A 19,714-nucleotide genomic window follows, 5' to 3' on the forward strand; every position below is an offset into this window, starting at 1 on the left:
ACCCCCCCCCCCCTGCCCACCGCCGGCCCCGCCCCCCCCCCCCCTCCCCGCCCCCCCACCCCCCCCACGGGCGGCCGCCGCCGCGCACGGCCGGGACGGGCGGCGCAGGCTGGCCGAGGCGGTGGGGCCCGAGCGCGCGTTCACCGTGGCCGCGCTGCTCGGGGCCGAGGGCCCGGGCCGGGACGAGGACGGGGCGCTCGCCCTGGACGTCCTGGTCGTGCAGGACGCCCCGCAGCTGGACGTGGAGACCGCCGCGATGCTCGTCGAGTCCCTGCCGGACGGCTGCCGTCTGGTGCTCGGCGGCGACCCGCAGGTCCTTGGCTCGGCGGGCGCCGGGCAGGTGTTCGCCGATGTGCTGGCCGCGCGGGCGTTCCCGCACGTGGCGTCGCGTACGCCCGACCCCGGGCCGATCGGCGAGCTGGCCTCCGGGATCGGGGCCGGTGAGCTGGCCCAGGTGGACGCGCCGGGCAAGGAGGTCGTGATCGTCCCGGTGCGGGACGCGGGCGAGGCGGTGCACCGGTGCGTGCAGCTCGTCGCGGACTCGGTGCCGCGCGCGATCGGCGTGCCGACCGAGCAGACCCAGGTGATCACCGTCGGCCACGGCGGCTCGGCGGGCACGCGCGCGCTGAACACCGCGCTCAAGCAGCGGCTCAACCCCGGCCCCGGCCGGTTCGCGGGCTTCGACGCGGGCGACCGGGTCGCGTACGCGGAGGCTCCTGGTCGTACCGCTATGGGCGTCGTGGCGTCGGCGGGCCCGGACGGGCTGCATCTGGACTGCGGCGGCGAGGAGGTCGTCGTACCGAAGGAGCGGGTCGGCTCCGCGCTGCGCCACGGCTGGGCCGTGACCGCCCACCAGGCGGCCGGGACGCGCTGGCCGGCGGCCGTGGTCGTGCTGCCCGGGGACGCGGCGCAGGGGCTCAGCCGGGCGTGGATCTACACGGCGTTCGGCCGGGCCGAGCGCCATCTGTCCGTGGTCCACGGGGTGGACCAGGCGCTGCCGCGCGCGGTCGCGGAGGGAGTGGCCCCGGCGCGTACGACCCGTCTGACGCCGCTCCTGAAGGGCCTGCTGCGGACGCCCGAGTCGGAGTAGACACGAGAACGGCGGGCCCTCGGCCGCCAGGCCGGGGACCCGCCGCCACCGCGGGGATCAGGAAGGACCGGACAGCTCGTCCTCGTCCTCCAGCTCCTCCTCGTCGAAGACCGCGCTCACATCGAAGCGGCACACCACCCGCTGCGGGTCCGCGTGGTCGAACGGGGTGCTCAGCCACTCCCCCGGCTCCGGCAGCTCGTCGGCCGCCGACACCCACAGCGTGGAGTCGCCCTCCTCCAGGCCGAACTCCTTGTGGCGGGAGGCGATCTCATCCGGTTCGTACTCGCCGAAGAGCACCCCGAGCGCCGCGTGCACGCTCGTGCCGACCACGGCCGCCGCGCGGTCGGCGGCGTCCGCGCCCTCGGCCTCGTCGGCCTCCGGATCGAGGTCCGCGATGCGCTGGGCCTGGGCGAGCAGGCGCTGTGGCTCCACCACGGCGTAGTCGCGGCGGATCAGCACGCTCAGCGCGTTCGGCTCCTCCGGGCCCGTGTAGGGCGGCAGGGAGTCGTCGGCGCCCGGGATCTCGAAGGGGGTGACCTCGTCGTACCGGTCGTAGAGCCGCTCGTCGTACGCCTCGGCAGCGGCGGCCAGGGCGTTGAACGCGTCGTACACGGCCGGATCGTCGTCCCCGGTGCGGCGTTCCACCGCCTCCAGGTGGCGGTCCAGCGCGGCTTTCACCGCGTCGGCGGCGGCACGTACCTCGGCAGCGGAGGGCTGCGCAGCATCAGACATAGTGCAGACGCTATCCGTACCGGGCCTCTGCCCGCACAATAGATGCGATGCCGGAATACGAATTTGTCGACGTGTACGTGCCGCGCGGGGTCTCCCGCAAGGACGCCACACGCCTGCTGACCGACCACGCCGAGTACGGACACTGGGAGTTGGAGCGACTGAGTCTGCTGCGTGACGGCAGCCGCAGGGTGCGGCTGCGCAGGCGGATCATCCGCCAGCTGCGCGCCACGTGGTGACAGGACTCGTGTGACGAAGATCGTGTCACGGAAACGGATCGGGCCCCGCGAGAGCGGGGCCCGATCCGTTCCACGAGCTTCCTGCTGACCGGCCGATTCCGGGCGGTACGAGAACGACCGGTACCCGTACCGTCCGAGAACGTCCCCCGTACCCGTACGGTTACGCCCCGGCGCGGGCGCGGCGGTACAGGGCGGTTCCGGCGATCACCAGGCCGGCACCGGCCGGCAGCGCGACGCCGACCGCGTCGGACCCGGTGTGCGCGAGCGCCGCGACCGAGTCCGTGGAGGGCATCGTGGTGTGGGTGGCCGGGGCGGTCGTGCCCGGGGCGCCCGGAGTACCCGGCTTGCCGGGAGTGCCCGGCTTGCCCGGCGCGTGCGGGTGCGTGCCCGGCTTGGTGCCGTGGATCGGGCTGACGTCACCGGGCTGGTGCGGGGCGCCCGGGTGCTCCGGCCCGCACGGCTCACCGGGCTTGCCGGGGTGGCCCGGCTTTCCGGGGTGGCCGGGGTGACCGGGGTGGTGCGGGGGCTGGTGGTGGTCGGCGTCGGACACGTTGGCGCAGTCGTTGCCGAACACGGGGTTGAGGCCCCCGATGACGGTCACGTTGTTGCCGCACGCGTTGACCGGCACGTCGATCGGCGCCTGGACGCTGTTGCCGGAGCCGACGCCCGGCGAGTCGCTGGCGTGGCCGTGGGCCGTGGCACCGCCGCCGTGGCCGTGGCCTTGGCCGTGGTGCGAATCACCGCTGTTCACACACTTGTTGCCGACCGCCGGGTTGAGCACCCCGACGACGTTGACGGTGTTGCCGCACGCGTTGACCGGCACGTGCACCGGCGCCTGGATCGCGTTCCCCGACAGCACGCCCGGGGAGTCGGACGCCGAGCCGTTGGCCGCCGAGTCGGCGTGCGCGGAGCCGCCGGCCATGGCGATGACGCCGGTGGCGGCCGCGAGGGTGATCAGGCCTTTTCTGGTGACCTGTCGCATAGGTTGAATCCCTGCCTTCTGCCTTACGGATGCTCCCGGGCACCGTTGCACCCGGGATGAATGCCGGGCGGCCCCGGAGCGCATGGCGCGCGCTCCGGGGCCGCCCGGCTCAGACCCTCACGGGTTCGGGCACAACGTCAGTCGTTGACGCAGGTGTTGCCGAAGGCGGGGTTCAGCAGCCCGACCACGGAGATCGTGTTGCCGCAGACGTTCACCGGCACGTGGACCGGAACCTGGATGACGTTGCCCGACACCACACCCGGGGAGTGCACCGCGGCACCCTGGGCACCGGCGTCGGCGACGGCCAGTCCCGCACCCGCGAGAACCAGACCACCAGTGGCAGCCGCAGCAGCGACGACCTTCTTGATCATTACTTCCTCCTTGTTGGCAATGTGCGATCCCAGCCGCGGACCGCACACCCTGTAACGAGGCGAAAGTTATGGGGCTACGAGCTTATGAACGCATTCACTCTTTTCAGTCAAGTGCGCACGGATGGCCGATTGTTGGCGTGTCGTTTCGCCACAACCGCGTAGACAGCGGTACGGGTGCCGTGCGGACACGGCACCCGCTGGTCAGGACGCGTCGATGAACCGGTCGAGGACGCGCACGCCGAACTTCAGACCGTCCAGCGGCACCCGCTCGTCGACCCCGTGGAACATCCCGGCGAAGTCCAGCTCCGGCGGCAGCTTCAGCGGTGCGAAGCCGAAGCAGCGGATGCCGAGGTCGGCGAAGGACTTGGCGTCGGTGCCCGCCGAGAGCATGTACGGCACGGCGCGCGCGATCGGGTCCTCGGCGACCAGGGCGGTCTGCATGGCGTCGACGAGCGCCCCGTCGAAGGTGGTCTCCAGCGCCTTGTCGGCGTGCACGTCCTCGCGCTTGACCCGGGGCCCGAGGATGCGGTCCAGATCGGCGAGGAACTCCTCCTCGTACCCCGGCAGGAAGCGCCCGTCGACGTGCGCGGTCGCCTGCCCCGGAATCACGTTGACCTTGTAGCCGGCGCCGAGCTGGGTCGGGTTGGCGGTGTTCTGCAGCGAGGCGCCGATGAGCTTGGCGATACCGCCGAGCTTGGCCAGCGTCTCGTCCATGTTCTCGGGGTCGAGCTCGGTGCCGAGCGCGTCGCCGAGCTCGTCCAGGAAGTGCCGCAGGGTCTTGGTGACCCGCACCGGGAACTTGTGCCGCCCGAGCCGCCCCACGGCCTCGGAGAGCTCGGTGATGGCGTTGTCCTTGTGGATCATCGAACCGTGCCCGGCGCTGCCGTCCACGGTCAGCTTCATCCAGTGCATGCCCTTCTGGGCCGTCTCGACGAGGTAGAGCCGCAGCTGCTCGTTGACGGTGAAGGAGAACCCACCGACCTCGCTGATCGCTTCACTCACACCCTCGAACAGCTCAGGATGCTTGTCGACGAGGAAGCGGGCCCCGTACGTACCACCGGCCTCCTCGTCCGCGAGGAAGGCGAGCACGATGTCGCGAGGAGGCTTGCGCCCGGTGCGCAGCCGGTCCCGTACGACCGCGAGGGTCATCGCGTCCATGTCCTTCATGTCGACCGCGCCGCGCCCCCAGACGCAGTCGTCCGCGATCTCGCCCGAGAAGGGGTGGTGCGTCCAGTCGTCCGCGTTGGCCGGGACGACGTCGGTGTGGCCGTGGATGAGGAGCGCGGGCCGCGACGGGTCCTCGCCCTGGATCCGGGCCACGGTCGAGGCCCGCCCGGTGTGCGACTCGAAGATCTTCGGTTCCAGGCCCACCTCGGCCAGCTTCTCGGCCACGTACTCGGCCGCCTTGCGCTCGCCCGGCCCGGAGTGGTCCCCGTAATTGCTGGTGTCGATCCGGATCAGCTCGCGACAGAGGTCGACGACCTCGTCCTCGCCGCTCGGACCCCGCGTCGCCGTCGACTCGCTCACGCTGCTTCCTCCCGCTGCCGCTTGTGCTGTCCCCCTCATCCTCCCTCGCGCCCCCGCCCGACCCAAGGGCGGCTCCCGGTCGACATACGACGTTCACGCAGGCCAGGGGGGTGATCGAGCACCCCCAGATGTTTGCTATTGTTTTCCACGTCGGAACGGGCACGGCCCGCGAGACAGACACCTTGTCCGGGTGGCGGAATGGCAGACGCGCTAGCTTGAGGTGCTAGTGCCCTTTATCGGGCGTGGGGGTTCAAGTCCCCCCTCGGACACCAGCGAGAACCCCACTTCACGTGGGGTTCTCTGCGTTTGCGGAGCACGCGGCGGTCCACCGCGGCCGGTCCTCGCGGCTACCGTTGCCCAGTGACACGAAGATCCAGGACGCCCGGCTCCCCCCTCCCCCAGCGCGACGGCATCGACCCCGTGCGGGTGCGGTTGCCGGCTGATCCCGAGGGGGTGTGGGGCACGGTCGGGGAGCATCTGGTCGCGCGGTTCCAGGGGGCGATCGGGGCCGAGCGGGTGGGGCGGATGCTGCGCGAGGGGCGGTTTGTGGGCGCCGAGGGGCCGGTGGACGCCGAGTTGCCGTACCGGCCGGGGATCTACATCTGGTTCCATCGCGACTTCGCCGCCGAGGTGCCCGTGCCGTTCGGCATCGGCATCGTCCATCGCGACGAGCGGATCGTGATCGCCGACAAGCCGCACTTCCTGGCCACCACGCCCCGGGGGCGGCACATCACCGAGACCGCCCTCGCCCGGCTGCGGCGCGATCTGGAGCTGCCCGCGCTCCAGCCCGCGCATCGCCTCGACCGGCTGACCGCCGGGCTCGCGCTGTTCGTCGTACGGCCCGAGGACCGGGGCGCGTACCAGAACCTGTTCGGGTCGCGCCTGGTGCGCAAGGAGTACGAAGCCGTGGCCGCGTACGACGAGAAGGTGGCGCTGCCGGTGACCGTGCGCAGCCGGATCGTCAAGGAGCGCGGGGTGATCGCCGCGCACGAGGAGCCCGGTGAGCCGAACGCCGAGAGCCGGATCGAGCTGGTCGAGCACCGGGACGCCCTCGGCCGGTACCGGCTCCTGCCCGCCACCGGGCGCACCCATCAGCTGCGGGTGCACATGAACGGGCTCGGGCTGCCCATCCTCAACGACCCGGTGTACCCGGTGGTGGCCGAGGAACCGTCCCCGGACGACTTCACCCAACCGCTCCAACTGCTCGCCAAGGTCCTTGAGTTCACCGATCCGGTGGACGGGCGGACGCGGAGGTTCGAGAGCGGGCTACGTCTGGAGAGTTGGCCTGTCCCTGTCGACGATCCGGATACATCGGATCAATAGCCGCCCCGCACCCCGAAATCCCGCTCCCAGGGGTCCCTCAACCCCGCAAAGGTCTGATAAATATGCGGGCATGCGGGTCACGAAGCTCGGTGGCAGTGGCTGTCCCGTCAGCATGCTGTCCCTCGGCACGGCCGGGTTGGGGAACCTCCTCGGCGAGGTGTCCGACGCCGACGCCCTGGGCGCGGTCGACGCCGCCTGGGACGTGGGCGTCCGCTACTTCGACACCGCCCCGCACTACGGCCTCGGCCTCTCCGAACGCCGGCTCGGCGAGGCGCTGCGCGGGCGCCCCCGGGACGCGTACACCGTGTCCACCAAGGTCGGCCGCGTCCTGGAACCGGTCCGGCGGCCGCGCGGCGACGACCGGGCGGAGGGGTTCTCGGTCCCCGCGACCCACCGCCGCCGCTGGGACTTCAGCGCGGACGGGATCGTACGGAGCATCGAGGACAGCCTCGGGCGGCTCGGGCTCGACCGGATCGACGTCGTCTATCTGCACGACCCCGACGACCACGGCGAACAGGCCCTGCGCGAGGGCTATCCGGCGCTGGAACGGCTGCGCGCGCAGGGCGTCGTACGGGCCATAGGCGCCGGAATGAACCAGGCCGACATGCTCGCGCGGTTCGTCCGGGACACGGATGTGGACGCGGTGCTGTGCGCCGGGCGGTACTCGCTCCTCGACCGGCGGGCGGCGAAGGAACTGCTGCCCGAGGCTGCCGCGCGCGGCAAGAGCGTGGTGGTCGGCGGGGTCTTCAACTCGGGGCTGCTCGCCGACCCCCGGCCCGGCGCCACCTTCGACTACGCGGCCGCGCCGCCCGACCTGCTCGACCGGGCGCTGTGGCTCAAGGCGGTGTGCGAGCGGCACGGCGTACCGCTGCGGGCCGCCGCCCTCGCCTTCCCGCTGCGCCACCCGGCGGTGGCGAGCGTGCTGGTGGGGGCCCGTTCGGCGGCCGAAGTGCGGGACGCCGCCGCACTGTTCGCGCGCCCGGTCCCGGACGCGCTCTGGGAGGAGCTGGGCGTATGAACGAGGAGTCGGGCCGGTGAGAGTCGCGCTGCACACCCGCGTACGGGCGGACCGGATCGAGGCGTACGAGTCCGCGCACCGCGAGGTCCCGGCCGAGCTCACGGCCGCGATCCGGGCGGCCGGGGTCACCGCGTGGACGATCTGGCGCAGCGGCACCGAGCTGTTCCACGTGATCGACTGCGCGGATTACGCCCGGCTCCTCGCCGAGCTGGAACGGCTGCCGGTCAACATCGCCTGGCAGGCCCGGATGGCCGAACTCCTCGATGTCGCGCACGACTACTCCGACGCGGGCGCGGACGCCGGGCTGCCGGTCGTGTGGCAGCTGTGACGGACACCAGGGTCGTCGATGCGCACCACCACCTCTGGGACCTCGCCGTCCGCGACCAGGACTGGCTCACCGGTCCCGAACTCGCGCCCATCCGGCGGGACTTCCTCCTCGACGAGCTGCGGGCCGAGACCACTGCCGCCGGCGTGGCCGCCACCGTGCTTGTCCAGACGGTGACCGTGGCCGAGGAGACCCCCGAGTTCCTGGCGCTCGCGGCGGGCAGCGACCTCGTACGCGGAGTCGTCGGCTGGACCGATCTCACCGCGCCCGGGGTGGCCGACGAGCTGGCCCGGCTCACCGAACTCCCCGGCGGCACACGGCTGGTGGCGATCCGGCACCAGGTACAGAGCGAGCGCGACCCCGAGTGGCTGCTGCGGCCTGACGTGGGCGCGGGGCTCGCGGCGGTCGCGGCGGCCGGACTCGCGTACGACCTGGTGGTGCTCCCCCATCAGCTCCCGGCCTGCGTGAAGGCCGCCGAGCGCCACCCCGGGCTCACCTTCGTCCTCGACCACCTGGGCAAACCCCCGATCGCCTCGGGCACGACAGAGCCCTGGGCGTCGGCCGTTCGCGCGCTCGCAGCACTCCCCCACACCGTCTGCAAGCTGTCGGGCCTGGTCACGGAGGCCGACTGGGCGAGGTGGAGCGTCGACGATCTGCGGCCGTACGCGGACACCGCCCTGGACGCCTTCGGCCCCGCGCGGCTGATGTACGGCTCCGACTGGCCGGTGTGCCTGCTGGCCTCCTCGTACGGTCAATTCCTGGACACCGTACGGGAGTTGACGAAGGACCTGGGCCCGCACGAGCGGGCCCAGGTCCTCGGTGGCACGGCCGACCGGGTCTACCGGCTCAGTGGCCGCGCCTGATCCACTCGTCCAGGTGGGGTGCCTCGGCGCCGATGGTGGTCGGGTCGCCGTGGCCCGTCCGTACGACCGTCTCGGGCGGCAGCGTCAGGAGCCGGTCGCGGATCGAGTCGACGATGGTCGGGAAGTGGGAGAAGGAGCGGCCGGTCGCGCCCGGGCCGCCGGCGAAGAGCGTGTCGCCGGTGAAGACCGTGCCCAGGTCGGGCGCGTACAGGCACACCGCGCCCGGGGCGTGGCCCGGGGTGTGCAGCACGTCGAGGCGCGTACCGGCGATCGTCAGGCCCTGCCCGTCGGCCAGTTCGCCGTCCGGGGTCCGGTCCGGGTGGGTGAGCTTCCACAGCGGCAGGTCGTCCGGGTGCAGCAGCACCGGCGCGCCGGTGGCGTCGGCGAGCGCGGGCGCCGCGTCGATGTGGTCGTTGTGGGCGTGGGTGCACAGGATCGCGCGCAGGGTACGGCCGCCCAGCGCAGCCAGGATCGCCTGAGCGTCATGGGCCGCGTCGATGACCACGGCCTCCTCGTCGTCGCCGACGATCCAGACGTTGTTGTCGACGTCCCACGTGCCGCCGTCCAGGGCGAACGTGCCCGAGGTGACCAGGTGCTCGATACGGGCGGTCATCAGAACGCCACCACCGAGCGCAGGACGTCACCCTCGTGCATCCGCTCGAAGGCCTTCTCGATGTCGTCGAGCCCGATGGTCTCGGTGACGAAGGCGGCGAGGTCGATGCGGCCCTGCTGGTGCAGATCGATCAGCATCGGGAAGTCGCGCGAGGGCAGGCAGTCGCCGTACCAGGAGGACTTCAGCGCGCCACCGCGCCCGAAGACGTCGATCAGCGGGAGCTCCAGCTTCATGTCGGGCGTCGGCACGCCGACGAGCACGACGGTTCCGGCCAGGTCGCGGGCGTAGAACGCCTGCTTGTACGTCTCGGGGCGGCCGACCGCCTCGATGACGACGTCGGCTCCGTTGCCGCCGGTCAGCGCGCGGATGGCCTCGACGGCGTCGTCCGTACGGGAGTTGACCGTGTGGGTGGCGCCCATGGTCTTCGCGGTGGCCAGCTTGCGGTCGTCGATGTCGACGGCGATGATCCTGGCCGCGCCCGCGAGCCGCGCGCCCACGATGGCCGCGTCGCCGACGCCGCCGCAGCCGATGACGGCGACCGAGTCCCCGCGCCCCACATTGCCGGTGTTGATCGCGGCGCCGATGCCCGCCATCACCCCGCAGCCCAGCAGTCCGGCGACGGCGGGCGAGACCGACGGGTCGACCTTGGTGCACTGCCCGGCCGCGACCAGCGTCTTCTCGGCGAACGCCCCGATGCCGAGCGCGGGCGAGAGCTCGGTGCCGTCGGTGAGCGTCATCTTCTGCTTCGCGTTGTGGGTGTTGAAGCAGTACTGGGGGCGGCCGCGCAGACAGGAGCGGCACTGGCCGCACACCGCGCGCCAGTTGAGGATCACGAAGTCGCCGGGCGCGACATCGGTGACGCCCGCGCCGACCGACTCCACCACTCCGGCCGCCTCATGGCCGAGCAGGAAGGGGAAGTCGTCGTTGATCCCGCCCTGCTTGTAGTGCAGATCGGTGTGGCAGACCCCGCAGGCCTGGATCTTCACCACGGCCTCGCCGGGCCCCGGGTCCGGCACCACGATCGTCTCCACTCGCACGGGCTGGTTCTTCCCCGGCGCGATGACCCCTCGGACCTGCTGCGGCATGCGTGAACTTCCTTTCTCACACCGCCCGTACGTACGGAAATGTGTACGGGCCCGGCCTTGGCACGTTACCCGGCCCATGACGAAGGGCGGCACCCCGCGCCGGGGTGCCGCCCTTGTCAACCAGGTGTTACTGCTTCGCCGCGAGCTCCGTGACCCGCTTGCGGACCAGGTACCAGCCACCGACCAGCATGGCCGCGATGATGGGCAGGCAGTAGGTGGTGGTGCGGCCGACGCCGCCGCCGTACCACATCAGGAAGACGACCGAGGCGAGGAAGAACAGCGTCACGATCTGGGTGTAGGGGGCCCAGGGCAGCCGGTAGGCGGGCCGGGTGACCTTGCCCTCCTGGGCGCTGCGCCAGAACAGCAGCGAGCAGATCATGATCATCGCCCAGGTGCCGAGGATGCCGATGGAGGCGAAGTTCAGCACGATCTCGAAGGCCTTGCCGGGCACGATGTAGTTCAGGCCGACGCCCAGGACACCGAAGCCGGCGGTGAGCAGGATGCCGCCGTAGGGGACCTTGCCCTTGTTCATGACGCCGACGAACTTCGGCGCGGAGCCGGAGAGCGACATCGAGCGCAGGATGCGGCCGGTGGAGTACAGGCCCGAGTTCAGGCTGGAGAGCGCGGCGGTCAGGACGACCAGGTTCATCACACCGGCAGCGCCCGGCACACCGAGCTTCTCGAAGACGGTGACGAAGGGGCTCTCGTCGCCGGAGTACTGGGTGTACGGGAGCAGCAGCGCCAGCAGGACGACCGAGCCGACGTAGAAGATGCCGACGCGCCACATGATCGAGTTGATCGCCTTGGGCAGGATCTTCTGCGGGTTCTCGGTCTCACCGGCCGCAACACCGCAGAGCTCGACCGAGGCGTACGCGAAGACGACGCCCTGGATGACCAGGAGCATCGGCAGCATGCCCATCGGGAAGATGCCGCCGTGGTCGGTGATGTTGGCCAGGCCCGGGGTGTTGCCGTCGACGCTGTGCTGGGTGACGACGAGGTAGATGCCGACCAGCATGAAGGCGACCAGGGCCGCGACCTTGATGATCGCGAACCAGAACTCCATCTCGCCGAAGTACTTCACCGAGATCAGGTTGGCGGTGAGCACCACCGAGAGCGCGATCAGGGCGAGGACCCACTGCGGGATGTCGCTGAACATGGCCCAGAAGTGGGCGTAGGTCGCGGCGGCCGTGATGTCGGCGACGGCGGTGGTCGACCAGTTCAGGAAGTACAGCCAGCCCGCCGAGTAGGCGCCCTTCTCGCCCATGAACTCACGGGCGTAGGAGACGAACGCGCCGGAGGAGGGGCGGTAGAGCACCAGCTCGCCGAGCGCCCGCACCACGAAGAAGGCGAAGACGCCGCAGACCGCGTACGCGATCGCGAGCGAGGGGCCGGCGCCCGCCATGCGGCCACCGGCGCCGAGGAACAGGCCGGTGCCTATCGCGCCGCCGATGGCGATCATGTTGATGTGGCGGGACTTGAGGTCCTTGCTGTAACCGGCGTCACCGGCATCGATGTGGGGGGTGCCCTGCGTCGGCGTTGCCGCCGTCGTCTCGGCCGCAGGCATGGCGGTGCGGTCACTCATGTAGCTGTATCGCCTTCGTGAGGGGTCATGCGGTCGTGCGATACCGGGCGATGCCGGTCATGCGTCCCGTTCCGGTGAGCTCGTCGAGGGTCACCGCGGCATGGCTGATTCCGGATATGGTCGCGGCTCGACGTGCGTTTTGGCAGTGGCCAATGTCACGTACGGGCAGATCTGTGATGAATCTGAGGTAAATCTGAGCTTTACGGGGCGAGTACGTCCAGTTCTCTCAGTGCCCCGACGGCGATCTCGCGGGTGAGTCTCTCGGCCCGTTCCGCGTCCCGCTCCCGGACCGCCTCGGCCACCCGCACATGCAGGGTGACGGCCGCCGGATCGGGGTCCTCGAACATCACGTGATGATGGGTGCGCCCGGTCAGTACCTCGGCGACCACATCGCCGAGCCGGGCGAACATCTCGTTGCCCGAGGCGTTCAGGACGATCCGGTGGAACGCGACGTCGTGCACCAGATAGCCCTCCAGCTGTCTGCCCCGTGACGTCGCGACCATGCCGAGCGCCTGCTCGGTGAGGTCGGCGCACTGCTCGGGGGTCGCGTGGTGGGCGGCGAGCCCGGCCGCGACCGGTTCGACGGCCGATCTGAGCACGGTCAGCGAGCGCAGCTGGCGCGGCCGGTCGGCCCCCGCCAGGCGCCACCGGATGACCTGCGGGTCGTACACGTTCCACTGCTCGCTCGCCCGTACCGTCACGCCGACCCGGCGCCGGGACTCGACCAGCTGCATGGATTCCAGGACCCGGATCGCCTCGCGGATCACGGTGCGCGAGACGTCGAAGCGCTGGGCGAGCTCGTCGCCGCGCAGCACGCTGCCGGGCGGGTACTCGCCTGCGGTGATCGCGCGGCCGAGGGTGTCGAGCACCTGTGCGTGCAGTCCCTGGGCCTGTGTGGTCATGGGCGTAAGCGTAAGGGCAGGTGGACGCGCGCCAGGACGAGCGCGCGGGGGCGCCACCTGAAAAGTATTACTTATTCATCACGAGGTCTTGAATACGTCGCACCTTTTGGGTTTCAGTAGCGCGACACATCGATGTCGACGAAGACAGCGAGGCACCACCTATGAGCACCCCCCACGTCGTCGTGGTGATGGGCGTCGCCGGCACCGGCAAGACCACGATCGGCCCCCTGGTGGCCGAGGCCCTGGGCGTTCCGTACGCCGAGGGCGACGACTTCCACCCGGCGGCCAACGTCGCCAAGATGTCGGCCGGCACCCCGCTGGACGACACCGACCGGTGGCCCTGGCTCGACGCGATCGGGCAGTGGGCGCACGGCCGGGCGGGCCTGGGCGGCGTGGTCAGCAGCTCCGCGCTCAAGCGCGGCTACCGCGACCGGCTGCGGGCGGCCGCCCCCGGGCTCGTCTTCCTCCATCTGACCGGCGAGCGCGAGCTCATCGAGCGGCGGATGCGCGAGCGCAAGGGGCACTTCATGCCGACCGCGCTGCTGGACTCGCAGTTCGCCACGCTCCAGCCGCTGGACGCGGACGAGGCGGGCGTCGCCGTCGATGTGTCCGGGACCCCCGAAGAGATCACCGAACGGGCCGTCGCCGCGCTGCGCCGGCTCGCCGGCTGACCCGCCACCGACTAAGGAACACCACCGTGACCAGTCTCAGCGTCGAGATCCTGGCAGCGGGCGCCACCGAGCCGATCACCTCGGCGGGCAACGCCCGGTTGGGGATCGCCGTACTCGCCGGCATCGCCGTCATCGTCCTGCTCATCACCCGGTTCAAGCTCCACGCGTTCCTCGCCCTCACCATCGGCTCGCTGGCGCTCGGCGCCTTCGCGGGCGCGCCCCTCGACAAGGCGATCACCAGCTTCACCACGGGCCTGGGCAACACGGTCGCCGGTGTGGGCGTACTGATCGCGCTCGGCGCCATCCTCGGCAAACTGCTCGCCGACTCCGGCGGCGCCGACCAGATCGTCGACACGATCCTGGCGAAGGCCGGGAAGTCCGGCGGGCGCGCGATGCCGTGGGCAATGGTGGCCATCGCCTCGATCATCGGGCTGCCGCTGTTCTTCGAGGTCGGGATCGTGCTGCTGATCCCGGTGGTGCTGCTGGTCGCCAAGCGCGGCAACTACTCGCTGATGCGGATCGGCATCCCGGCGCTCGCCGGACTCTCGGTGATGCACGGGCTGATCCCGCCGCACCCCGGCCCGCTGGTCGCCATCGACGCGGTCCACGCCAACCTGGGCGTCACGCTCGCCCTCGGTGTGCTGGTCGCGATCCCGACCGTGATCATCGCCGGGCCGGTCTTCTCCAGGTACGCGGCCCGCTGGGTGGACATCCCGGCGCCGGACCGGATGATTCCGTCGCGCCCCTCCGAGGACCTTCAGACGCGCCCGAGCTTCGCCGCGACCGTGTCGACCGTGCTCCTTCCGGTCGTGCTGATGCTGGCGAAGGCGCTGGTCGACATCGTGGTCGACGACCCGAAGAACCACCTCCAGCGGGTCACCGACGTGGTCGGCTCGCCGCTGATCGCGCTGCTCGCGGCCGTGCTCGTCGGCATCTTCACGCTCGGCCGGGCCGCCGGGTTCTCCAAGGAGCGGATCTCGGCGACCGTCGAGAAGTCGCTCGCACCGATCGCGGGCATCCTCATGATCGTCGGCGCGGGCGGGGGCTTCAAGCAGACCCTGATCGACGTCGGCGTGGGCCAGATGATCCTCGACCTCTCCAAGAACTGGTCGATCCCGGCGCTGCTGCTCGCCTGGCTGATCGCGGTCGCGATCCGGCTCGCGACCGGCTCGGCGACCGTGGCCACGATCTCGGCGGCCGGTCTGGTGGCGCCGCTCGCCGCCGACATGTCGACCGCGCACACGGCCCTGCTCGTGCTCGCGGTCGGCGCCGGCTCTCTCTTCTTCAGCCATGTCAACGACGCGGGGTTCTGGCTGGTCAAGGAGTACTTCGGGATGGACGTCGGCCAGACGCTCAAGACCTGGTCGGTGATGGAGACGATCATCTCGGTGGTGGCCGGGGGCTTCGTCCTCCTGCTGTCACTGGTGATCTAGCGACTTGTCGGCCTCTTCCTCACGCTCCAGCTCCTCCAGCCACAGGCGGTGCTCCCGCCGGGCCCAGGGGCGCTCCACCGACCCGGTGCGCATGCCACGGCGTGCCTCCGGGTCGAGGAGCGCCATGGTCACATGGCCGATGAGCACGATCCCGACGGCCAGCGCCAGCCAGTCGTGCACGAACGTGGAGCCGATCCGCACCGGCAGCGGCGCCAGATGCGTGAACCACATGAACAGGCCGGTGCCGAGCAGGACGAGCGCGGCCCCGCTGATCCAGCCCGCGTAGACCTTCTGCCCGGCGTTGAACTTGCCCGCCGTACGCGGGCGTTCGTCCCGGGTGAGCGCCGAGCGCAGCCAGGCACGGTCGTGCGGGCCGAAACGGTTGAGCCGGCGCAGGTCGGCCCGGAAACGGCGGGAGGCGAGGCCGAGCAGCACCGGTACGGGCAGCAGCACCCCGGAGATCTCGTGCACCCGCACCACCAGCTCGCGCCGCCCCACCGCCTCGGCGAGCTGCGGCAGATACAGCACCGCCGCCGAGGCGACGCACACCCCCATCACCAGGTAGTTGCCGCGGTGCACCCAGCGCTCGGCGCGGCCGAACCTCCGTACGCGCGGAGCGGGTTCAGCTCGTCGGGTGGTCGCCGCGTCCATTGGACCGGCCGACCCAGGCGTCCGTGTCATAGCCCCGCTCCTCCCAGAATCCCCGCTGCACCTTGCTCGTCACGGTGATCCCGGAGAGCCATTTCGCCGACTTGTAGAAATACATGGGCGCCACATAGAGGCGGACCGGGCCGCCGTGCGCGTGGGAGACCGGTTTGTCCTGCATGCTCAGGGCGACCAGGACGTCGTCGCGCCGCGCCTGTTCGAGCGTAAGACTCTCGGTGTACGTGCCGTCGAAGCAGGTGAAGCGGACCGCTCCGGCTCCTGGGCGCACCCCTGCGGCGTCGAGGAGCCGGGACAGCCGCACCCCTGCGAACGGTGTGCCGGGCACCCGCCACCCCGTCACACACTGCACGTCCCGCACCAGCCGCGTCTGCGGCATCGCGCGCAGGGCGTCCAGCGTGTACGTGCCCGGGCGCTCGACCAGACCGTCGACGCTCAGCCGGTAGTCGGCGGCGCTGCGGTGCGGTACGGAGTCGGCGACCGAGTAGTAACGGAAGCCTCCGCCGTTGGGCAGCAGGCCGGTCAGGCCGGTGGGGTCCTTCCCGGCGGCGGCGCCCAGGAACGCTTCGAGGCCGCGCTGGAGGACCGGGGCGGCGGCGACCCCGGCGACGCCGAGGCCGAGCATGCCGAGCACGATCCGGCGCCCGACCGGCGCGGTCTCGGCGGGGGGTGGTTCAGGTGGTTCCGGTTTCACACCCCGATTCGAGCACCCGCGGCCCCGGGATGCCAGGGGCCGCGGCCCGCCGTCATGATTCCGTCAGATCCTGTACGCCGGGTTCCGTCAGATCCTGCGTGCCGGGTTCAGGCGGTGCCGAGCGCTGCGTTGCGGGCTGTCTGGAAGGCGCGGTACGGGTCCCGGTCCGGGTACGACCAGGGCGCGGGCGTGAAGTGCCGGCCGATGCGCTGGAAGAGGGCGGCGGCCTCGGCGGGACGGCCCTCGCAGTGCTTGGCGTGGGCGAGGAAGTTCAGGTCGACCCCGGCCCGGGGGTGGTCCTCGCGCTCCCATTCCAGCCACCAGTCGAACGCCGACCTGATCACCTGCCGGGCGCGCCGGCCGGTCCAGTGCTCGGAGTCGGCCGGGTCCCTGGGCGCCGCGCCCCGGGCGGCGAGCACGCGGTAGCGCTCGGCGTGGGCGACCAGCGGGAGCAGCGCGAGCGGGGAGTCGGCGGGGGCGTGGGCGACGGACGCGGCCGCGAAGGCGTACACCTCGTGCCGGGGGTCGGCGCCGTCGCCGGGGCCGCGCTCGGCGAGCCGGGCCGCCATCAGGTGGTGGGCGTGGTGGTGGTCCGGGTGGCGGGCGCACACCTCGGTGAAGATCTACTCGGTCTCGTTGTCCGAGCCGAGGCGGCGGGAGAGGGCGAGCAGGGCGAGCCACGGCGTGGGGTCGGCGGGGGCGAGCCGGGCCGCCTCCAGACAGGCGTCGCGGGCGCGCTCCTGCTTCTCCTTGCCGCGCAGGGCGCGCGGGACGAGGGCGCAGGCGTACAGGGCGGCGGCGTCCGCGCTGTCGGGCTCGGCGAGCAGCCATTCGCGGGCCCAGCCCGCCGAGGTGTTCGGCTCGCCGAGGACGGTGAGGCGATGGCCGCGCCGGTCCCAGTCGTCGCCGGTCGCGGTGAGCAGCGAGCGGACCCTGGTCCACCGCCCTTGCGCCAACTGGGCGCGCACGGTGACCAGTTCGACGTCGTCGAGCGCCGGGTCGAAGGATCGGCTGCCCCGCCCCCAGGGACTGCGTCCGGAGGGGACCCCCAGGGGGCGGCCGAGCGGGGGCGGGGACATCCGCGTACTTCCCATGGAGTCGTATGGATGCGGGTGGGGGCAGAGTGGTGTATGGGACTGGCGGGACGAGTCACAGGGTGATCGCGCACAGCAAAGCGGTACCCAACGCTCCACGTCAAGGTCGGGCCGGGCTCCTTGCTGCTTCAACTTGCTTGACCGGGGCGGAAGTTGGCGCTGACCTGCATCGGGACCGGAGGTGGCGGCCCGGCGGGTCGGACAGGGCCGAAAGTGGTGCGGCGCGCGCCCCCGGTGGGTACTCGGGAGGCGCCTGCCGCCCCGGAGCGCTATGGTCAAGCAAGTTCGCACCCCCCGGCCGTACTTGAGGTGTACGACGTGTCGGTTCTGGTCCTCGCTCTCGCCGTGGGCGCGGCCTGCTGTCTGGGCTTCGGGTTCGTCCTCCAGCAAAACGCCGCCCAGCACGCCCCGCTGAGCGACTTCCTCTCGCCGCGCCTGCTGCTCGACCTCATCCGGGTGCCCCGCTGGCTGGCCGGGATAGGGCTGATGGTCGCGGGCATGGTGCTGGGGGCGCTGGCGCTGGGCAACGGCGAGGTCTCCCAAGTGGAGCCGCTGCTCGCCACCAACCTCTTCTTCGCCATGGCGCTCTCCCGCTGGCAGACCAAGCAGCCGCTGGGCCGCCAGGGCTGGGCGGGGCTCACCCTGCTGGCGGGCGGGGTGACGGCGTTCATGGTGGCCGGACAGCCGCGCGGCGGCAACGAGGTGGCCGGACCGCTGCGGCACTGGCTGATCGTCGGCATCGTCGTCGGTATCGCGATGCTCCTGACGGTGGCCGCGCAGCGCTCCCGGCTGAGCGCCGGACCCACCCTGCTCGCCCTGGCGGCCGGGACGCTCTACGGCCTCCAGGACGCCCTGACCCGGGTCACCGGCGAGCGCCTGTCGGCCGGCGGCTGGTCGCACGCGCTGACCGGCTGGCAGCCGTACGTCGTGGTGGCGCTGGGAGTGAGCGGGCTGATCCTGGTGCAGAGTGCCTTCGAGACCGCGCCGCTGCGGATGTCGCTGCCCGCCCTGACGGCCGCCCAGCCGCTCTCCGGGATCGCCTGCGGCATCGGCTTCCTGGGCGACCAGCTGCGTACCGATGTCGCCGCCCTGACCTGGGAGGCGATCGGTCTCGCGGCCATCGTGGGCGGCATCGTGCTGCTCGGCATGCATCCGGCGATGCCGTCCGGGACGGCGCCCGAGGAGCGGACGAAGGACCTCCAGTCCCAGTGACACCCGGCGGTGCTTGGATGGGTCCATGACGAGCCAGACTCCCCCGGACCCCGCCGAAGAGATCCTCGACATCGTCGACGAGCACGACAACGTCGTGGGCCAGTCGCCGCGCGGCGAGGCGTACGCGCGGGGCCTGCGCCACCGCTGCGCATTCATCCTCGTCCGCGACGCCGAGGACCGGATCTTCGTCCACCGCCGCACCCCGACCAAGCTGGTCTTCCCGTCGATGTACGACATGTTCGTGGGCGGCGTGGTCGGCGCGGGCGAGACGTACGACGAGGCGGCGCTGCGCGAGGCCGAGGAGGAGCTGGGCGTGAGCGGACTGCCCCGGCCCGTACCGCTGTTCAGGTTCCTGTACGAGGGCGGGGCCGACGGGCGGCGGACCTGGTGGTCGGCCGTGTACGAGGTGCGCTGCACGCTGCCGGTGAATCCGCAGGTCGAGGAGGTCGCCTGGCACGACTTCCTGCCCGAGGCCGAGGTCGAGCGGCGGCTTGAGAGCTGGGAGTGGGTGCCGGACGGGCTCGACGCGTACCGGCGGCTGCGCGTGCACCGGGCCCGGTGATCCGCTGCGGGTAGTGTGCAAATGTGATCAGCATTGCGCAGACCCTGCGGCTGTGGTTCGCGCCGCAGCGCATCGGCGAGGAGGGCGAGACCCCGGACTACCGGTTCTCGCTGGCCAACGAGCGCACCTTCCTGGCCTGGATCCGCACCTCCCTCGCCCTGGTCGGCGGCGGCTTCGCGGTCGACCAGTTCCTTCCTGACCTGCGCTGGGGCGTACGGGTCGGGCTCGCGCTCGCGCTGCTCGGGTCCGGGGTGCTGTGCGCGCTGCGGGCCGTGAACCACTGGGTGCGCTGCGAGCAGGCGATGCGGCGCGGCGAGGATCTGCCGGTGTCGCGCTTCCCGACGGTGCTGAGCGTGGCGGTCGCGGTGGTTGCGGTGGTCATGGTGGTGGTCGTCCTCTTCGGCTGGGCCGGGTGACCGGCGCACCCGCCCGCGACCCCGGGCTCCAGCCCGAGCGGACCCGCCTCGCGTGGCGGCGTACCACCCTGTCCTGCACGGTCGCGGCGGTGCTCGCCGCCCGGCAGGCCCTGCACGGCGGGCTCACCGCGGTCAGCCTGATCGCGGTGGCCCTGAGCGCGCTGGTCTGGCTGGGGTTCCTGGCGGTGGCCCACCGCCGTATCCAGTCCCTGTCGGGTGCGGCGCGCCCGGAGGTGCTGCGGGCGCGCGAGGCGGTGACGGCGATGGCGTGCGTGACGGCACTGGCGGGGTTCGCCGTGGCGATACTGGTCTGAGCCACG

General features: G+C 71.7%; 21 protein-coding genes, 1 tRNA gene and 2 pseudogenes. 13 read left to right on the forward strand and 11 right to left on the reverse strand.

All coding sequences use genetic code 11. The features are described 5' to 3' along the window. Nucleotides 1-67: 67 nt before the first annotated feature. Nucleotides 68-1,090 (forward strand): annotated as a pseudogene (locus BG418_RS19080) (ATP-dependent RecD-like DNA helicase); the annotation flags it as partial. 57 nt (nt 1,091-1,147) lie between these two features. Here BG418_RS19080 and BG418_RS19085 read toward each other — a convergent pair. Beyond that, entirely contained in the window at nt 1,148-1,822 is a 675-nt protein-coding gene (locus tag BG418_RS19085; protein ID WP_188275128.1) for a hypothetical protein, read from the reverse strand. 47 nt (nt 1,823-1,869) lie between these two features. Between BG418_RS19085 and BG418_RS19090 the strand changes: the two genes are divergently transcribed. Next, nucleotides 1,870-2,058, forward strand: coding sequence for a DUF5703 family protein (locus BG418_RS19090; protein ID WP_188275129.1), 189 nt, complete (start codon nt 1,870-1,872; stop codon nt 2,056-2,058). Nucleotides 2,059-2,218: 160 nt separating this feature from the next. Here BG418_RS19090 and BG418_RS40925 read toward each other — a convergent pair whose 3' ends face one another. The 3 genes from BG418_RS40925 to BG418_RS19105 form a co-directional block, all read right to left on the reverse strand. Next, entirely contained in the window at nt 2,219-3,040 is an 822-nt protein-coding gene (locus BG418_RS40925) for a chaplin (protein ID WP_188275130.1), read from the reverse strand. A gap of 137 nt (nt 3,041-3,177) precedes the next feature. Next, nucleotides 3,178-3,411 carry a chaplin ChpH gene (chpH, locus tag BG418_RS19100; RefSeq protein WP_188275131.1) on the reverse strand — a complete coding sequence of 78 codons (234 nt, stop codon included), beginning with the start codon at nt 3,409-3,411 and terminating at the stop codon, nt 3,178-3,180. A gap of 201 nt (nt 3,412-3,612) precedes the next feature. After that, the gene (locus tag BG418_RS19105; protein ID WP_223185113.1) at nt 3,613-4,977 is read right to left on the reverse strand and encodes a M20/M25/M40 family metallo-hydrolase; all 1,365 of its coding nucleotides are present in this window, start codon (nt 4,975-4,977) and stop codon (nt 3,613-3,615) included. 145 nt (nt 4,978-5,122) lie between these two features. Between BG418_RS19105 and BG418_RS19110 the strand changes: the two genes are divergently transcribed. From BG418_RS19110 to BG418_RS19130, 5 genes are all read left to right on the forward strand, one after another. After that, nucleotides 5,123-5,210: transfer RNA gene (locus BG418_RS19110), tRNA-Leu, on the forward strand. 88 nt (nt 5,211-5,298) lie between these two features. Beyond that, nucleotides 5,299-6,261 (forward strand): pseudouridine synthase, encoded by a 963-nt coding sequence (locus tag BG418_RS19115; protein WP_188275133.1) that lies wholly within the window; start codon nt 5,299-5,301, stop codon nt 6,259-6,261. 70 nt (nt 6,262-6,331) lie between these two features. Further along, nucleotides 6,332-7,279 carry an aldo/keto reductase gene (locus tag BG418_RS19120; RefSeq protein ID WP_188275134.1) on the forward strand — a complete coding sequence of 316 codons (948 nt, stop codon included), beginning with the start codon at nt 6,332-6,334 and terminating at the stop codon, nt 7,277-7,279. A gap of 16 nt (nt 7,280-7,295) precedes the next feature. Further along, a complete protein-coding gene (locus tag BG418_RS19125) occupies nt 7,296-7,607 on the forward strand; it encodes an L-rhamnose mutarotase (RefSeq protein WP_188275135.1) in 312 nt (103 codons plus the stop codon). Next, nucleotides 7,604-8,467, forward strand: a complete 864-nt coding sequence (locus BG418_RS19130; RefSeq protein ID WP_188275136.1) for an amidohydrolase — start codon at nt 7,604-7,606, stop codon at nt 8,465-8,467. Before BG418_RS19125 ends, BG418_RS19130 begins: the two co-directional genes overlap by 4 nt. On the opposite strand, the gene BG418_RS19135 is transcribed toward BG418_RS19130, so the two are convergent. From BG418_RS19135 to BG418_RS19150, 4 genes are all read right to left on the reverse strand, one after another. Then, nucleotides 8,451-9,080: an MBL fold metallo-hydrolase gene (locus BG418_RS19135; protein WP_188275137.1), complete on the reverse strand. Its 630-nt coding sequence runs from the start codon at nt 9,078-9,080 to the stop codon at nt 8,451-8,453. The two genes, BG418_RS19130 and BG418_RS19135, sit on opposite strands and share 17 nt — an antisense overlap. After that, nucleotides 9,080-10,165 (reverse strand): S-(hydroxymethyl)mycothiol dehydrogenase, encoded by a 1,086-nt coding sequence (locus tag BG418_RS19140; protein ID WP_188275138.1) that lies wholly within the window; start codon nt 10,163-10,165, stop codon nt 9,080-9,082. The genes BG418_RS19135 and BG418_RS19140 overlap by 1 nt, the downstream gene beginning before the upstream one ends. Before the next feature lie 127 nt (nt 10,166-10,292). After that, entirely contained in the window at nt 10,293-11,747 is a 1,455-nt protein-coding gene (locus tag BG418_RS19145; RefSeq protein WP_188275139.1) for an amino acid permease, read from the reverse strand. A 200-nt stretch (nt 11,748-11,947) separates the two neighbouring features. Next, on the reverse strand, nt 11,948-12,649 hold the full coding sequence (locus BG418_RS19150; RefSeq protein WP_188275140.1) for a FadR/GntR family transcriptional regulator: 702 nt from the start codon (nt 12,647-12,649) through the stop codon (nt 11,948-11,950). A 161-nt stretch (nt 12,650-12,810) separates the two neighbouring features. Here BG418_RS19150 and BG418_RS19155 point away from each other — a divergent pair, with 161 nt between their 5' ends. Together BG418_RS19155 and BG418_RS19160 are read left to right on the forward strand one after the other, a co-directional pair. After that, nucleotides 12,811-13,320, forward strand: a complete 510-nt coding sequence (locus BG418_RS19155) for a gluconokinase (protein WP_188275141.1) — start codon at nt 12,811-12,813, stop codon at nt 13,318-13,320. A 26-nt stretch (nt 13,321-13,346) separates the two neighbouring features. Next, a complete protein-coding gene (locus BG418_RS19160; RefSeq protein ID WP_188275142.1) occupies nt 13,347-14,753 on the forward strand; it encodes a gluconate:H+ symporter in 1,407 nt (468 codons plus the stop codon). On the opposite strand, the gene BG418_RS19165 is transcribed toward BG418_RS19160, so the two are convergent. The 3 genes and pseudogenes from BG418_RS19165 to BG418_RS19175 all read right to left on the reverse strand — a co-directional run bounded on the left by BG418_RS19165 (nt 14,739) and on the right by BG418_RS19175 (nt 17,189). Then, nucleotides 14,739-15,404 (reverse strand): cytochrome b/b6 domain-containing protein, encoded by a 666-nt coding sequence (locus BG418_RS19165; RefSeq protein ID WP_223185114.1) that lies wholly within the window; start codon nt 15,402-15,404, stop codon nt 14,739-14,741. The genes BG418_RS19160 and BG418_RS19165 overlap by 15 nt on opposite strands. Next, nucleotides 15,376-16,110, reverse strand: coding sequence for a molybdopterin-dependent oxidoreductase (locus tag BG418_RS19170; RefSeq protein ID WP_317453696.1), 735 nt, complete (start codon nt 16,108-16,110; stop codon nt 15,376-15,378). The genes BG418_RS19165 and BG418_RS19170 overlap by 29 nt, the downstream gene beginning before the upstream one ends. 107 nt (nt 16,111-16,217) lie before the next feature. After that, nucleotides 16,218-17,189 (reverse strand): annotated as a pseudogene (locus BG418_RS19175) (hypothetical protein). A gap of 333 nt (nt 17,190-17,522) precedes the next feature. On the opposite strand from BG418_RS19175, the gene BG418_RS19180 reads away from it, so the two are divergent. Genes BG418_RS19180 through BG418_RS19195 form a run of 4 tightly spaced genes read left to right on the forward strand, consistent with a single transcriptional unit; the run spans nt 17,523 to nt 19,708 of the window. Continuing rightward, complete coding sequence (locus BG418_RS19180) at nt 17,523-18,416, forward strand: DMT family transporter (protein ID WP_188275144.1); 894 nt, start codon at nt 17,523-17,525, stop codon at nt 18,414-18,416. Nucleotides 18,417-18,441: 25 nt separating this feature from the next. After that, nucleotides 18,442-18,978, forward strand: a complete 537-nt coding sequence (locus tag BG418_RS19185) for an NUDIX hydrolase (RefSeq protein ID WP_188275145.1) — start codon at nt 18,442-18,444, stop codon at nt 18,976-18,978. A 23-nt stretch (nt 18,979-19,001) separates the two neighbouring features. After that, entirely contained in the window at nt 19,002-19,394 is a 393-nt protein-coding gene (locus BG418_RS19190; RefSeq protein ID WP_188275146.1) for a DUF202 domain-containing protein, read from the forward strand. After that, nucleotides 19,391-19,708, forward strand: a complete 318-nt coding sequence (locus BG418_RS19195; RefSeq protein ID WP_188275147.1) for a DUF202 domain-containing protein — start codon at nt 19,391-19,393, stop codon at nt 19,706-19,708. The genes BG418_RS19190 and BG418_RS19195 overlap by 4 nt, the downstream gene beginning before the upstream one ends. Nucleotides 19,709-19,714 lie beyond the last annotated feature (6 nt).

This window comes from Streptomyces sp. CBMA152, from assembly GCF_014596475.1.
Classification (GTDB): domain Bacteria; phylum Actinomycetota; class Actinomycetes; order Streptomycetales; family Streptomycetaceae; genus Streptomyces.

Bases quoted from the DNA above. Each gene is read 5' to 3' on its own strand.
- BG418_RS40925 (WP_188275130.1), bottom strand. From the start codon at position 3,040: ATGCGACAGGTCACCAGAAAAGGCCTGATCACCCTCGCGGCCGCCACC.
- BG418_RS19085 (WP_188275128.1), bottom strand. From the start codon at position 1,822: ATGTCTGATGCTGCGCAGCCCTCCGCTGCCGAGGTACGTGCCGCCGCC.
- BG418_RS19120 (WP_188275134.1), top strand. From the start codon at position 6,332: ATGCGGGTCACGAAGCTCGGTGGCAGTGGCTGTCCCGTCAGCATGCTG.
- BG418_RS19135 (WP_188275137.1), bottom strand. From the start codon at position 9,080: ATGACCGCCCGTATCGAGCACCTGGTCACCTCGGGCACGTTCGCCCTG.
- BG418_RS19150 (WP_188275140.1), bottom strand. From the start codon at position 12,649: ATGACCACACAGGCCCAGGGACTGCACGCACAGGTGCTCGACACCCTC.
- BG418_RS19145 (WP_188275139.1), bottom strand. From the start codon at position 11,747: ATGAGTGACCGCACCGCCATGCCTGCGGCCGAGACGACGGCGGCAACG.
- BG418_RS19090 (WP_188275129.1), top strand. From the start codon at position 1,870: ATGCCGGAATACGAATTTGTCGACGTGTACGTGCCGCGCGGGGTCTCC.
- BG418_RS19185 (WP_188275145.1), top strand. From the start codon at position 18,442: ATGACGAGCCAGACTCCCCCGGACCCCGCCGAAGAGATCCTCGACATC.
- chpH (WP_188275131.1), bottom strand. From the start codon at position 3,411: ATGATCAAGAAGGTCGTCGCTGCTGCGGCTGCCACTGGTGGTCTGGTT.
- BG418_RS19140 (WP_188275138.1), bottom strand. From the start codon at position 10,165: ATGCCGCAGCAGGTCCGAGGGGTCATCGCGCCGGGGAAGAACCAGCCC.
- BG418_RS19155 (WP_188275141.1), top strand. From the start codon at position 12,811: ATGAGCACCCCCCACGTCGTCGTGGTGATGGGCGTCGCCGGCACCGGC.
- BG418_RS19105 (WP_223185113.1), bottom strand. From the start codon at position 4,977: ATGAGGGGGACAGCACAAGCGGCAGCGGGAGGAAGCAGCGTGAGCGAG.
- BG418_RS19165 (WP_223185114.1), bottom strand. From the start codon at position 15,404: ATGGACGCGGCGACCACCCGACGAGCTGAACCCGCTCCGCGCGTACGG.